We start from the raw sequence: 12,966 nt of genomic DNA, 5'->3' as shown, positions 1-12,966 counted from the left end.
ACGAACAAGCGATCCCATCATGTGGCAAAAGCTTGCTTCGTGCTCCCGCGCCGTGGAACGCTCGGCGCATCGCTCCGGACAGCCCCGCCCAATCGTCCTGGTCCGCTCCGGCGGCGGGATCGCCGCGCCCGGGCAGCTGCGCAGCCTGCGGCTCGCCGTTCCACTTGATGGGATCGGCATCGATTTCTGGCGGGCGATGGCACTGGCCGGCCTGCACGGTGCACTGTCGGTGGCCGGACTCACCCCGGACGACGCGGAGCTGGTGGACCTCCCGGCCCTGCCCGCTGGCGGGCAGTGGGCGGCCGAGCCGGCCGCGCTGCGCGACGGCGCCGTGGACGCCGTCTACGTCAAGGGGGCGCTGGACGCCGCGCCGGACCGCCGCGCCCGGGTCAACAACGGCACGCCGCGCCCGGTCACCGTCCACCAGCGGCTGCTGGACGACCGCCCGGAGCTGGTCGCCCGCTTCCTCGCTCGCCCAGAAGCCCGGCTTCAAGCTGTTCGCCCAGACCGCACCCGACGGGGTGGGCGAGGGCATCCTGGTGAAGAACGACGCGCCCATCAAGCCGGGGTGCGCAGGAGGATCGTCCGCACGGGGACTCCCGGGGTCTCGAAGGACGTGTGCGGACGGTACAACGCCCGGCGCCCGGCGGGTCACGGCCCCGGCGTGCGCGGCCTGCCCGGCTGCCCGGTCGGAGTGCGGTCGCGGGGTGGACCGAGGAGGGGCGGGCCACCCCGCGCGACCCCGCCGGGCCCCGCGCAACCCGCCGGGGCCCGCCCGGAGTTCAGCGGCTGAGGGCGTCGATCTCCGCCAGCTCCTCGGCGGTCAGCGGGCCGCCGTTCAGCGCGTCGATGTTCTGGTCGAGCTGCTTGACGCTGCTGGCGCCGATGATCACCGACACCACACGCTCGTCCCGCAGCACCCACGAGAGCGCCAGCTGGGCGAGGGTCTGGCCGCGACGTTCGGCCACCTTGTCCAGGGCCCGCAACTGCTCCAGCTTGGCGCCGGTCAGCGCCTCCTCCTTGAGGAAGTGGCCGACCGACATCCGCGAACCCGCCGGCACCTCGCCGGAGAGGTAGCGGTCGGTCAGCAGGCCCTGGGCGAGCGGCGAGTAGGCGATCAGGCTGGTCCCGGTGTCGCCGACCGCGTCGAGGACGTCGTCCTCCACGGACCGGTTGAGGATCGAGTACGCGGACTGGTTCATCAGGACCGGCGTGCCCAGGTCGCGGAGGATCGCCACCGCCTCCCGGTGCTGCGCGGCCGGGTAGTTGGAGATGCCCGCGTACAGGGCCTTGCCCGAGCGCACCGCCGAGTCCAGCGCGCCCATGGTCTCCTCCAGCGGAGTGTCCGGGTCGTGGCGGTGCGAGTAGAAGACGTCCACGTAGTCCAGGCCCATCCGGCCCAGCGACTGGTCCAGACTGGCCAGCAGGTACTTGCGGCTGCCGCCGTCGCCGTACGGGCCCGGCCACATGTCCCAGCCCGCCTTGCTCGCGATGAACAGCTCGTCCCGGTACGGGCGGAAGTCCTGCGCGAACAGGTAGCCGAAGTTGCGCTCGGCACTGCCGTACGGCGGGCCGTAGTTGTTCGCCAGGTCGAAGTGGGTGATGCCCCGGTCGAACGCGCGGCGCAGTACCGCCCGCTGCACGTCGAGGGGCTGGGTGTCACCGAAGTTGTGCCACAGACCCAGCGAGACGGCGGGCAGCTGGACGCCACTGCGGCCGGCCCGGCGGTAGGTCATCGAGGCATAGCGGTCATCCGCGGCGAGGTAGGTCATGGCGGACATCCTGCCAGTCCGGCGGCCGGGATCAAGCTCTTGCCCCGCTCCCGACCGGTGCCTGTGCTCGCGGGGGATCGTGTGTGTGCGAGGCGAAGGGGGGAGCGGGGGTGTCCGACCGTGCCGCGCCCCTGCGCTGTTGTCGCCCCGGCAGCCTCCGCGGCCCGCGCCCCGCCGCGCGCTGACACCGCCCGAGAGGCGACCTACGCCCGAGAGCCGACCTCCGCGCGTCCCTGCCCCCCGGTGCTGCCCCCGTGCGAGCGCTGATCATCGGCAAGGGCAACGACCCGCGCCACTTCGACCTGTTCGGCCTGCCGGAGGAGCGCCAGTGGGACGCGCTGGCCGAGAACTACGGACTGCTGCACCGGCTCTGGCGTGAGGAGAAGGTCAGCTGGGACGGGTCCACCCGGCCGCCGCTCACGGAGGTGACCACCTCGCCGCGCCCGTTCCAGGATCCGATCCCGGTCCGGTACGGCAGCGCCACCAGCGAGCAGTCCACCGATCTCGCCGCCCGCTCCGGGGGCCCGCTGTTCTCCGCCAACTCCTTTCACCCGCTGGCGAAGTACAAGGCGCTGGTCGACCACTACCGCGAGCGCTGGGAGCACCACGGTCACGACCCGAGGGACGCCAGGGTCGGCACCGGCTTCGGCGGCCTGTTCATCGCCCGGCGCTCGCAGGATGCCGTCGAGGGCTTCCGCCCTTACTGGGACGCACTGTTCAACTCCGCGGCCGGCAAGCACAACAACTCGCCGTTCACGTCGCTGGAGGACGCGGTGGAGCGCGGTTCGGCGCTGGTCGGCAGTTCGCAGCAGGTGATCGAGAAGATCCACCGCTACCACGAGGCCTTCGGCAACGAGGTGGTCGGCATCGGCGTGGACTTGCTCACCGAGGAGGTGCAGCGCGAGCAACCGGAGCTGTTCGCGAGCGAGGTCCCCTCGGTGATCCGCCGTGAACTGCCGTGACCACCAGTGGACATGACGCTCCGGCATCGTCGGCCCGGGCGCGGCTCCGGCCGCCGCCGCCCGATCGTTCCTCCGGGTGGCGCGCGCCTCCCTGGCGCGGTGAATGCCGCGCTGGGTCCCGGGGGCGGTGATCACGCGGGGCCGTGGACCGCCGGGTGGCGGCCCACGGCCCATCGGCGTTTCACGAGCCCCGGGCTTCTGTACCCACTGGTATGGACACTGTACCTACAGGTATGTACAGTGATCCGCATGGCAGCAACCCAGGACCGCCTCATCGAGAGCACCCAGGAACTCCTCTGGGAGCGCGGCTACGTCGGCACCAGCCCCAAGGCCATCCAGCAGCACGCCGGCGTCGGCCAGGGCAGCATGTACCACCACTTCACCGGCAAGCCCGGCCTCGCCGCCGCCGCCCTGCGCCGCAGCGCCGAGCAGATGCGGGCGATCGCCGAGGCCGACCTGGCCGGCCCCGGCACCGCCTACGACCGGATCGCCGCCTACCTGCACCGCGAACGCGAGGTGCTGCGCGGCTGCCGGTTGGGGCGGATGGCCCAGGACCCGGACGTCATCGCCGACCCACAGCTGCGCGCACCCGTCGAGGAGACCTTCGACTGGCTGCGCGGCCGTCTCGCCGAGGTGGTCGCCGAGGGGCAGGCCGCCGGTGAGCTCACCTCCGCCGCCGACCCGGCCGACACCGCCGCCGCCGTGGTCGCCGTCGTCCAGGGCGGGTACGTCCTCGCCCGGGCCGCCGGCACCGCCGAGCCGTTCGAACAGGCCGTCCGCGGCGTCCTCGGCCTGCTCGCCGCCCACCGCATCGGCTGACCGGCCCATCGCCCCGGCCGAAGCACCTGCGTGAAGCACCGGCCCGGCGCACCCGCCTGAGCTGCCTGCCCGAGACGCTCGCCTGGGCCACCCGCCTGGGCCACCCGCCTTGGAGCACCCGCCGCCCGCCGGGCCGGCCGACGCGTCCGGCCCGGAGTCACGACTCGGGGAGACCGCCCGTGCACGCCATGCAGTACGAGATCATCCTCCCGGCCGACCACGACATGGGGATCATCCGTCAGCGAGTCGCCGACAAGGGCCACCTGCTCGACGCCTTCCCCGGCCTCGGCCTCAAGGCATACCTGATCCGCGAGCGCGGCCGGGCCGGGTCGCCCGTCAACGAGTACGCCCCGTTCTACCTCTGGCGCACCCCCGAGGGCATGAACAGCTTCCTCTGGGGGCCGGGCTTCCGCGGCCTGAGCCAGGACTTCGGCCGCCCCGCCGTCCGCCACTGGCTCGGCACCGGCCTGCGCCGCGGCCCCGCCCGGGACGCCCCGGTCACCGCCACCCGCCATGCCACCCGCCACATCGAACGCCTCCCGGAGGGCGCCGACCCGGCCGAGGCCGTGGAGGCCGCCCTCGCCGCCCTGCCCGACCACCCCGCCCTGCACACGGCCGCGGTCGCCGTCGACCCCAGCCGCTGGGAGCTGCTGCGCATCGCCCTCTGGGACGGCGCGGCCCCCGAGGCCGAACCCGGCACCCGCTACGAGGTGCTGCACCTGTCCAGCCCCGAACTCGACCGGCTGCCCGCCGGGCGCCACTGGTGAAAGGACCACCCCCTCCGATGGACTCCACCGCGCTCACCCCCACCCCCTTGGACCGCGCCGCCGGCTACGCCCTGCTGAACGAACTCGCCGGCCCGCAGACGCAGGCGACCACCCTCCAGGGGCTGGACGAACTGGCGCCCGGTTTCCCCGACTGGATCGTCACCAGCCTCTTCGGCGGCACCTACCAGCGGCCAGGCCTCGCCCTGCGTGACCGTCAGATCGCCAACCTGGCGGCCCTGACCGCCCTCGGCGGTGTCGAACCACAGCTCGCCGACCACGTCCGCAACAGCCTGCGGATCGGTGTCACCCGGGAGGAGATCACCGAGGTGCTGGTCCACCTCGCGCCCTACGTCGGCGTTCCCAAGGCGCTGGCCGGCCTGCGGGTCGCGGCCGCGACCTTCGCCGAGTCCGCATGACCGGCGCCGTCGCTCCGGGCGCCGCCGTCCGCGCCGACCGCACCGTCCTCGGCGACCGCACCGTCCGCACCGTCCTCGGCGACCTCGACCCCGCCGAGCTCGGCGTGTGCGACGCCCACGACCACCTCTTCCTTCGCAGCCCCCGCCTCCCCGGCGAGGAGCTGGACGACGCCGCCGCGGCCGAGGAGGTCCTGCGCGTCTTCGCGGCGGCCGGCGGCCAGGCATTCGTCCAGTGGACCCCGCACGGCATGGGCCGCGGTGGCGACGCGCTCGCCGGGCTCTCCCGCGCCACCGGCGTCCACCTGGTCGCGGCCACCGGCCTGCACCAGGCCGTCCACTACGAACCGGCCGTGCTGGACGCGCTGTACGAGGGGCTCGGCGAGCTGTTCACCGCCGAGCTGACCACCGGCCTGCGCGACGTGCCGGGCGGCGTCCGGGCCGGACTCGTCAAGGTGGCCGGCGACTACCACGGCCTCGGCGACCACACCCGCCGCGTGATGGCGGCCGCAGCCGAGGCCCACCACGCCACCGGGGCCCCGATCGCCGTGCACCACGAACTCGGCACCGCCGCGTCCGACGTCCTGGACCTTCTCTGCGACCGGTACGGCGTGCCCCCGCAGCGGGTGATCCTCGGCCACCTCAACCGGTTCCCCGACCCACGGCTGCACCGGCACCTCGCCGAGTCCGGCGCGTACCTCGCCCTGGACGGCCCCTCCCGCGCCCACCACGCCACCGACCACCACCTGTTCGACACCGTCGCCGCCCTGGTGGAGGCCGGCCACGCCCCGCAACTCCTCCTCGGCGGCGACACCACCACCCGCACCGCTCGCCTGGCCCCCGGCCCGGCGCACCTCCTCACCGCCCTCGCCCCGCGCCTCGCCCGTGAGTTCGGCCCCGAGCTGCCCGAGCTCCTCCTGACGGCCAACCCGGCCCGGGCGCTGGCCGTGGCCTGGCGCTCCTGAGCGGGCGGGTCCTCCGGCACCGACGTGCCGCGTCCTGTCCCCGCGGCCGGTTCAGCGGCAGAGTGCGTCGAGGTCCTCCGAGAACGTGGCGAACTCGGTCTGCGCCTCCGCGATGATCTCGCGGGCGGGCCGGCGCGCGGTGGTGGCGTGGCGCTCGGCCAGGTCGGCCAGGACGGGGGAGGGACGGGACTCCCACTCCTCGTGGACGGCGGCCTCCAGCGGGCCGAGGCCGTCGGCCAGCACCCAGAGGAAGTCGGAGAGGCTCCCGGCCACCACCCCCCGCTCGCCCTCCGAGCCCAGGAAGACCACCGGCTGGTCGGCGAGCGGGCGGCCGGGCCGCACCAGCCAGAGTGCGGCCAGGCCCCCCGTGCCGTCCTGCCCGAACACCCGGTAGGCGGCACCGTCGAGCTCGCGGTTGGCGGTCCAGGACCGGATCCAGTCGGTGGTCTCCTCGGCGGAGTCGAAGACGTCGTACGGCTCGAAGTCGACGCCCTCGCCCTCCTCGCCGTACTCGAACTCCACCCGGGCCACCTCGGCCAGGGCGGGCGGGAAGCTGCGGTCGTCGCCGGTCGTCGTCGCGGTCATGCCCGCACGCTAGCGCCTCCCCCCGGCAGCCCGATCCGCCGCCCATCGGCCGCCGCGGGTCGCCCGCCGCCCCGCCACTCAGGCCCCGCTGCTCACCGACCGACGTGCCGACCCGCCGGCGTGCCGACCACCGGCCCGTCGGCCGCCGCCCGGTGGCCGGATTCCCGTGCCGGGGTTTGAATCTGAGCAACCACGGCACCCGTAGCCCGGCGGAGAGGCGGATCCGAGGATGTACCGATGGCTCGCCCCGGCCAGGATCGCCTTCGCGCTCCTCACCGTCGTCGCACTCGGCTTCGCGGGCCACCGCGCCGCGACCGGCATCACCGGACTGCCGAACTTCTTCAGCTACTTCGGCAACCTCAGCGCCATGGCCGCCGCGGTCGTCCTGCTGCTCGGCGGAGGGGCCGCACTGACCGGCCGGCGCCCGGTGCTCGGTACGGTGCGGGGCGCGGTGCTGCTCTGCACGACCGTCACCGGGCTTGCGTACGGACTGCTCCAGGTGCCCTACCCCGTCGACATGATGGTCCCGTGGGTCCACCACGTCGTGCACCAGGTGGTGCCGGCCGCAGTGCTCGCCGACTGGCTGGTCGACCCGCCGGAGCGCCGGATCCGCCCGGTGGAGGCGGCCGGCTGGCTGGTGCCCCCGCTGCTCTACCTTGCCTACACGCTGCTCCGCGGCGTGGTGGTCGACCGGTACCCGTACGTGTTCCTCGACCCCACCATCCCGGGCGGCTACTGCCGGGTCGCAGGGGCGTCCTTCCTGACGACCGGGGGCTTCGCCCTGGTCGGGGCCGTGCTGCTGTGGGCGGGCAACACCCTCGGCGACCGCCGGGACGCCCGTACCGGCACCGCGCCGCCCGGCCGCCGCGCCCACGCCCGGCCGACGTGAGCAGGGGCCGGAGGCGCGCCCTGGTCGCGGCCCGACGACCGCGGGCCGGCGGCGGCGAGCCACGACCGAGAGCCGGGTGGTCCGAGCCGACGGTCCGAGGACGGGTCGGCCTCAGCCCCCGAGGGCATGCAGGATCGGCAGGCCCAGGGTGCCCAGCCAGCCGGCCAGTGCGGAGAGCGGTCCGAGCAGGCCGGTGCCGGCGGCGACGAGGGCGCCGGCGGAGCTGAGCAGCTTGGTGACCCGGGTCAGTCGGCCGGCGACCGCCTCGCGGTCCGGCTCCGGCCGGGCGACCTCCGCATCGATCGAGTCCAGTTCGGCCCGGACCTCGGGCGCCACCGCCGGCGGCAGCTGCGCCTGCTCGACGGCCGTACGGAGTTCGCCGACCAGCCCGCGCACGTCCTGCCCGTCCGCCGTGAAGTGGCCGGACTGACCGCCGTGGACGGTCTGGTCGCCGGCGACGTTGTTGATCACGCCGCCCTGCTGGCTGCCGATGTTGAAGACCATGGCCGGGCCTCCCGTGATGGACTCGGTGCGGTGGCTCGATGCGACGGCTTGACGCCGTGGCTTGATGTGTCGGCCTGATGCGACCGCCCGGGCCGGCGGCCATCGACGGGGGCGACGCGGTGGCCTCAGCGCGGCGGGGGCGGCACGTTCAGCCGGCGTGACTCCTCCTCCTCGAAGCGCCGGCGCCGCGAGGTGGTCACGACGTGCAGGACGATGCCGACGATCAGCAGGACGCCGCCGATCGCCGCCGCCGCGAAGCCGAGGGCGCCGACCGGTACTCCGCCGACCTTCGGCCCGAGCAGGTCGGGTACGGAGAAGTCGGGGTTGGCGGACTGGGCAGCGTTGTTGGTGTGGACGATGAAGCTGACCAGCGCCCAGCCGTAGACTCCGCCGCCGATCACGAGCAGCAGGAAACCGGCCATGACCAGGTGCCGTGCCCTGGTGCGGGTGGCGGCGATCTCGCGGAAGAAGCTGTCCCGCCGCGCCTGCATCACGTAGTTGTACTGGTTCCCGGCGACGTTGCTGAGGTTCCCGGCCTGCTGTTGCTCGACATCGAACCGGTGCCCCGCCGCGGGCTGCGGCCGCTCGGGTTGCGCAGGGCGTGCCGGAGGCGGCGGCGCCGGGTGGGACGGCGACGGTGCCTGCTGGGACGGCTGCGGCCACTGGGGCCGTGGTGGCTGTGACGGCAGTGGCGGTGCTGGTGCCTGCCGGCCCGGCGGCTGGACGCCGGCGACGGTGGCCGTCAGCCCGGCCGCGCCGACCCCGGGGACGGTCACGGCGGTGTCGCGCGGCTCCTCGTAGTGCACCTCGAACGGGCCGAAGTCCAGCACGTCCCCGGTGTGCAGCTCCTGCTGCCCGAGCACCGGGTGACCGTTCAGCCGGGTGCCGTTGGTGGACGCCAGATCCTCGACGGTGGTGTGCCCGCCGGACCGCCACACCACGGCATGGCGCCGGCTGACGCCGGGATCGCCCACGTGGATCTGGCACTCGGAGTCCCGGCCGACCGTCATCGGCTGATCGGCGAGGACGAAGACCTGCCCCTGGAGCTGGTCGGGGCTGTCGACGACGAGACGGGGTAAGGCTTGCTCTCGCGAAGGCGGGCTCATGGCACTACCTCCTGCCGGGTGAGACCGGTGAACCGGTGAACCGGTGAACCACTGACGGCGGCGGACCGGTCCGCCCGCCCGTCGGCTCGGGTGCCTTCCCTTCCAGTAAAGGCCACCCCCGCTCTCCGGAACAGCCCCGACCGGGGTCGCCGTCCGGGAAACCGCCGACCGGCCGGCTCGGGTACCGGGCGCCGGGCACCGCCGGGCTCCGCTCGCGGCCCTTCGACGGCCGGCTGTGACGGGCCGAAGCGGTCGAGACCGGGGCCGTCGACCGCTTCGGCCTGCCGCCATTGACCCGGCGGGCAGCGGGTCACATGTGGGTGCCGCCGTCGATCCGGATCTCGGTGCCGGTCACGAAGGCGCCGTCGTCCGAGGCCAGCATGGCGATCACGCCGGCCACCGTCTCCGGACCGGCGAAGCCCTGGCCGAGGGCGGGGGAGAGTTTGGCGAGCAGGCTGAAGTCGGCGTCCGCCGGCAGGCCGGGGTTGTTGGTCATGCCGCTGTCGATGCTGCCGGGGGCGACGCAGACCGCGCGCAGTCCCTGCTTCGAGTACTCCGACGCGATCGCGTGCGTGAAGGACTGGATACCGCCCTTGGTCGCGGCATACGCGGCCATGTAGGGGTGGGCGAAGGTCGCGGAGGTGGAGCTGAAGTTCACCACCACGCCCTTCCCGCCGGTGAGCAGGGCGGGGAGTGCCTCGCGGGTCATCAGGAACGTGCCGGTCAGGTTGACCGTGATCAGCTTGTTCCAGAACTCCAGCGTGGTCTCGTGGGTGTGCGAGGAGCGCAGGATCCCGGCCGCGTTGACCAGGACGTCCAGCCCGCCGAGGCCGGCCACCGCCTCGGCGACACCCGTCCGGACGGCGGCCTCGTCCGAGATGTCCAGCACCGTGATCGTCAGACGGTCGGCGGTGCCTGCGGCGGCCGCCCGGTCCAGGGTGGCCTTCAGACCGTCCTCGTTGACGTCGACCGCGACGACCCGCCCGCCCTCGGCGAGGATCCGGTGCACGGTGGCCTGGCCGATGCCCGAGCCGCCGCCGGTGATCAGGACGTTCCGTCCGCTGAAGCGCTCCATGGGTACTCCGTTCGTTCGTGGTCTCGCGACCTCGCCTGACACGGTACGCCCAAGTGGCACAACGTGCCAATGAGGCTCAATGTGCCACATCGAAACGGCGGGTCACCGCGCTGCGCTGCGCCGACGTGACCGGCCGCGCCACCACGACCCGCGATGCCACCCGGGCACGCCGCGCCACCACGACCCGCGACGCCACCCAGGCGCGCCGCGCCATCGCGACACGCCACGCCATCACGGCACGCCGCGCCGAAGTGACACGTCGCGCCACCGCGCCCGCCCGCCCGCGTACGCTGACCACCGTGACCGGACGCCCGACCCTGAACCAGCGCCGCCGTGACGCCACCCGGCTGGAGATCGCCCGCAACGCCGCCGAACTCTTCGCCGAGCGCGGCGCCGAGGCGGTCACCGCCGAGGAGATCGCCCTCGCCTCCGGCATCTCGCTGCGCACCTTCTACCGCTACTTCTCGGTGAAGGAGGACGCCGTCGCCCCGTTGCTGGCGGCGGGCGGGCAGCGTTGGGTCCTGCTGTTCGCGGAGAGCTCGGCCGAGCTGCCGGTACGTGAGGCGCTGGAGCGCTCGGCGGTCGAGTCGCTGACCCCGCCCGACGACCAGGCCGCCGAGGCCATGCACTGGACCCGCGACCTGCTCCGGGACCCGAGCCTCGCCGACGTCTGGCAGCGGGTGCACGGCGACTCGGAGGAGCGGCTGCGCGAGGTGATCGCCTCCCGTTGCCCGCACGGGACGGACGCGCTGGAGATCCGGCTCGCGGCGGCGGCCGCGACCACCGCCATTCGGGTGGCGTTGGAGGAGTGGGCCTTCTCACAGGCTCCGACCACCGGCCCGGGTTCGCCCCAGGAACTGGGCGCCCGCTGCATGCGCGAACTGACCGCAGGTCTGCGCCTCTGGGCGCTCGTCAGCTGACCGGGCGCCAGTTCACCACCGGAACCGGCCCGTGCCCGCACCACGGCCGCGCACCACGGCCCAGCTGCGCCACGGCCCACCTGCGCCACCGAATGCCTCGCGTCACGCCAGGAGCGCCCGATGCGCACCCGCCCGCATCACCCGCCGCCTCGCCGCGTCGCACCTCCGCAGCGCACCACCGCACGCCCCCACGTCATACTTCCGGACCCCGTCCCACCCGCGGATCCCCGCTGGTCGGCGGGTTCGGAAGGCCTCCGTGGACCGCTAGGGTTGTTGACCGAGCCTCGGCGACGGCCCCCGCTGCGGACGGGGGAACCGGGGCGGCCGTCCCGAGTGTCCTGGCAACTGGCCGCCGGTGGTCGGGGCAGGGGACGTACGAGGCGTGGGAGCAAGTAGGACATGGGTCTGACGAGCCACAAGGTGCTGGCGCTGACCGTCTTGATCGCGGTCGTGATGATGGCCGGCACGGTCTGGCTGTGGCCGAGACTGGCGAAGCAGACCTGGCAGGCGGTGTTCGGCCGGATCGGCGCGCTGCTCGCCACCCAGCTCACGGTGCTCGCCGCACTCGGCCTGGTGGCCAACAACTACTTCGCCTTCTACAGCAGCTGGGACGACCTGCTCGGCACCGGCGACTCCGGCCCGGTGGTCATCCAGAACAAGGCGGACGCCTCCGGCCGGCTCACGGTGGAGACCATCGGCCACGCCTCCGTCCAGGGCGGCGGTGCGCTCGGTCGCGAGCCCAAGCAGTCCGGCGAGATCCGCGAGGTGCGGATCGACGGGGCCACCACCCGGCTCTCCACCGAGGGGTACGTCTACCTGCCTCCCCAGTACTTCCAGCCGGAGTACGCGCAGCGGCAGTTCCCGGTGGTGATCGTCAGCACCGGCTTCCCCGGCATCGCCAAGAACCTGGTGACCCGGCTGAACTACCCGGGCGCGGCGCTCAAGCTGCTCCAGGAGGGGAAGATGCAGCCGACCGTGATGGTGCTGGTGCGTCCCTCGCCCGCGCTGCCGCTGGACACCGAGTGCGAGGACATCCCGGGCGGCGCCCAGTCGGAGACGTACTTCACCAAGGACGTCCCGTCGGCGCTCCAGGCGAGCTACCGGGTCTCCGCCGACCCGCGGGCGTGGGGCTTCATGGGCAACTCGACCGGCGGCTACTGCGCGCTCAAGCTCGCCATGCGGCATCCGGAGGTCTTCCCGACCGCGGTCTCGCTCTCCGGCTACTACCAGGCCGCCGACGACCCGACCGTCCCCGACCTCTTCAAGGGCAGCGAGCAGCGGCGCAACGAGGCCGACCTGATGTGGCGCCTCAAGAACCTGCCGCAGCCCAAGGTGTCCGTGCTGCTGGCCGGGACCAAGGAGGGCGACGGTAACTACCGGCGCGAGACCGAGGCGTTCGTGGCCGCGGTGCAGAGCCCGATGAAGGTCTCGTACAGCATGCTGCACACCGGCGGCCACAACTTCGAGACCTGGAGCAAGCTGCTGCCGTCCTCGCTGGAGTGGCTCTCGCAGCACCTCCAGGTGCCGGGCCAGCCGGTCTGACGGGCCGCCGGTCCGGCCGGTCCGGCAGGTCCACCGGCTCAGAGCACCGGCTCAACCCACCTGCTCAGCGCACCGGCTCAGGCCACCGGCTCCAGCGTGCCCCTGTGCAGCTCGCCGACCCGGCCGCCCTCGCCCTCGTACGTCCAGAACGCACGCACCGTCAGCTTGCCGAGGTCCATCACGTGGCTGACGGTGATGCCGCTCTGCTCGGTCCAGCTGACGAAGTACAGCTCCGGGCCCACCTCGGCGACGTGCAGCGCCACGTCCTCCCACTGGCCGGCCGACTCGCCGAGGCCCTCCCAGCGCAGCCGCTTGCCGTCGGCCGAGTAGGCGTTGCGGAAGGCCGCGCCGTTGTCGACCTGGAAGAGGTAGGTGCGGCCGGCGAAGGCGGGAAGGGGCGCGGTCATGGCGGGACGGGTCCTCGTCTCTCGTCTGGGCGGTACGGCACTGCGGGTGGAGCTCCAACCTATCCGACGGGTGACCTCGGCGGCGGCCCTGCGGCCACTCCCGCCACGGCACAGACCGCCACGCCGCCCGCCCACCGGGTGTGACACCGGCACATGGGCGGCCCGGCGGCCCGGCCGTACCGTGCAGCTCCGGCCCACCGGGACGTGGGCCTGCCCCAGCCCGCCCTACGGCCCACCGGC

15 protein-coding genes are annotated in these 12,966 nt (G+C 73.7%); 9 read left to right on the top strand and 6 right to left on the bottom strand.

Going from position 1 to position 12,966, the window contains the following annotated elements:
* Window positions 1-52 precede the first annotated feature (52 nt).
* Entirely contained in the window at window positions 53-793 is a 741-nt protein-coding gene (locus tag OG286_RS09140) for a hypothetical protein (RefSeq protein ID WP_396319922.1), read from the top strand.
* On the opposite strand, the gene OG286_RS09135 is transcribed toward OG286_RS09140, so the two are convergent.
* On the bottom strand, window positions 783-1,772 hold the full coding sequence (locus tag OG286_RS09135) for an aldo/keto reductase (RefSeq protein WP_396319923.1): 990 nt from the start codon (window positions 1,770-1,772) through the stop codon (window positions 783-785). The two genes, OG286_RS09140 and OG286_RS09135, sit on opposite strands and share 11 nt — an antisense overlap.
* A gap of 254 nt (window positions 1,773-2,026) precedes the next feature.
* Between OG286_RS09135 and OG286_RS09130 the strand changes: the two genes are divergently transcribed.
* The 5 genes from OG286_RS09130 (at window position 2,027) to OG286_RS09110 (ending at window position 5,698) form a co-directional block, all read left to right on the top strand.
* Entirely contained in the window at window positions 2,027-2,734 is a 708-nt protein-coding gene (locus OG286_RS09130) for an LLM class flavin-dependent oxidoreductase (RefSeq protein WP_405365005.1), read from the top strand.
* Window positions 2,735-2,983: 249 nt separating this feature from the next.
* Complete coding sequence (locus tag OG286_RS09125; protein ID WP_405362344.1) at window positions 2,984-3,553, top strand: TetR/AcrR family transcriptional regulator; 570 nt, start codon at window positions 2,984-2,986, stop codon at window positions 3,551-3,553.
* Between the two features lie 179 nt (window positions 3,554-3,732).
* Window positions 3,733-4,320, top strand: a complete 588-nt coding sequence (locus tag OG286_RS09120; protein WP_396319926.1) for a DUF4865 family protein — start codon at window positions 3,733-3,735, stop codon at window positions 4,318-4,320.
* Between the two features lie 17 nt (window positions 4,321-4,337).
* Complete coding sequence (locus tag OG286_RS09115) at window positions 4,338-4,736, top strand: carboxymuconolactone decarboxylase family protein (protein WP_396319927.1); 399 nt, start codon at window positions 4,338-4,340, stop codon at window positions 4,734-4,736.
* Window positions 4,733-5,698: a phosphotriesterase gene (locus OG286_RS09110; RefSeq protein ID WP_405362346.1), complete on the top strand. Its 966-nt coding sequence runs from the start codon at window positions 4,733-4,735 to the stop codon at window positions 5,696-5,698. The genes OG286_RS09115 and OG286_RS09110 overlap by 4 nt, the downstream gene beginning before the upstream one ends.
* A 51-nt stretch (window positions 5,699-5,749) precedes the next feature.
* On the opposite strand, the gene OG286_RS09105 is transcribed toward OG286_RS09110, so the two are convergent.
* Complete coding sequence (locus tag OG286_RS09105; protein WP_396319929.1) at window positions 5,750-6,283, bottom strand: SMI1/KNR4 family protein; 534 nt, start codon at window positions 6,281-6,283, stop codon at window positions 5,750-5,752.
* Between the two features lie 229 nt (window positions 6,284-6,512).
* Here OG286_RS09105 and OG286_RS09100 point away from each other — a divergent pair, with 229 nt between their 5' ends.
* Complete coding sequence (locus OG286_RS09100; protein WP_405362350.1) at window positions 6,513-7,172, top strand: Pr6Pr family membrane protein; 660 nt, start codon at window positions 6,513-6,515, stop codon at window positions 7,170-7,172.
* A gap of 111 nt (window positions 7,173-7,283) precedes the next feature.
* Here the strand turns inward: OG286_RS09100 and OG286_RS09095 are convergent, their stop codons facing one another.
* The 3 genes from OG286_RS09095 to OG286_RS09085 form a co-directional block, all read right to left on the bottom strand.
* Window positions 7,284-7,676 carry a hypothetical protein gene (locus OG286_RS09095; protein WP_396319931.1) on the bottom strand — a complete coding sequence of 131 codons (393 nt, stop codon included), beginning with the start codon at window positions 7,674-7,676 and terminating at the stop codon, window positions 7,284-7,286.
* Between the two features lie 125 nt (window positions 7,677-7,801).
* On the bottom strand, window positions 7,802-8,782 hold the full coding sequence (locus OG286_RS09090) for an FHA domain-containing protein (protein ID WP_405362352.1): 981 nt from the start codon (window positions 8,780-8,782) through the stop codon (window positions 7,802-7,804).
* Between the two features lie 310 nt (window positions 8,783-9,092).
* Window positions 9,093-9,857, bottom strand: coding sequence for an SDR family NAD(P)-dependent oxidoreductase (locus tag OG286_RS09085; RefSeq protein ID WP_396319933.1), 765 nt, complete (start codon window positions 9,855-9,857; stop codon window positions 9,093-9,095).
* 299 nt (window positions 9,858-10,156) lie between these two features.
* Here OG286_RS09085 and OG286_RS09080 point away from each other — a divergent pair, with 299 nt between their 5' ends.
* Together OG286_RS09080 and OG286_RS09075 are read left to right on the top strand one after the other, a co-directional pair.
* On the top strand, window positions 10,157-10,777 hold the full coding sequence (locus tag OG286_RS09080) for a TetR family transcriptional regulator (protein WP_405362356.1): 621 nt from the start codon (window positions 10,157-10,159) through the stop codon (window positions 10,775-10,777).
* A gap of 399 nt (window positions 10,778-11,176) precedes the next feature.
* Window positions 11,177-12,319, top strand: a complete 1,143-nt coding sequence (locus OG286_RS09075; RefSeq protein ID WP_396319935.1) for an alpha/beta hydrolase — start codon at window positions 11,177-11,179, stop codon at window positions 12,317-12,319.
* Between the two features lie 77 nt (window positions 12,320-12,396).
* Here the strand turns inward: OG286_RS09075 and OG286_RS09070 are convergent, their stop codons facing one another.
* The gene (locus tag OG286_RS09070) at window positions 12,397-12,726 is read right to left on the bottom strand and encodes a MoaF-related domain-containing protein (protein WP_396319936.1); all 330 of its coding nucleotides are present in this window, start codon (window positions 12,724-12,726) and stop codon (window positions 12,397-12,399) included.
* Window positions 12,727-12,966: the final 240 nt, after the last annotated feature.

Source organism: Kitasatospora sp. NBC_00039 (genome assembly GCF_045160625.1).
In the GTDB taxonomy this organism is placed as follows: Bacteria; Actinomycetota; Actinomycetes; order Streptomycetales; family Streptomycetaceae; genus Kitasatospora.
The sequence above is the reverse complement of the archived record's forward strand: the minus strand, read 5'-3'. Positions and strand labels throughout refer to the sequence as shown.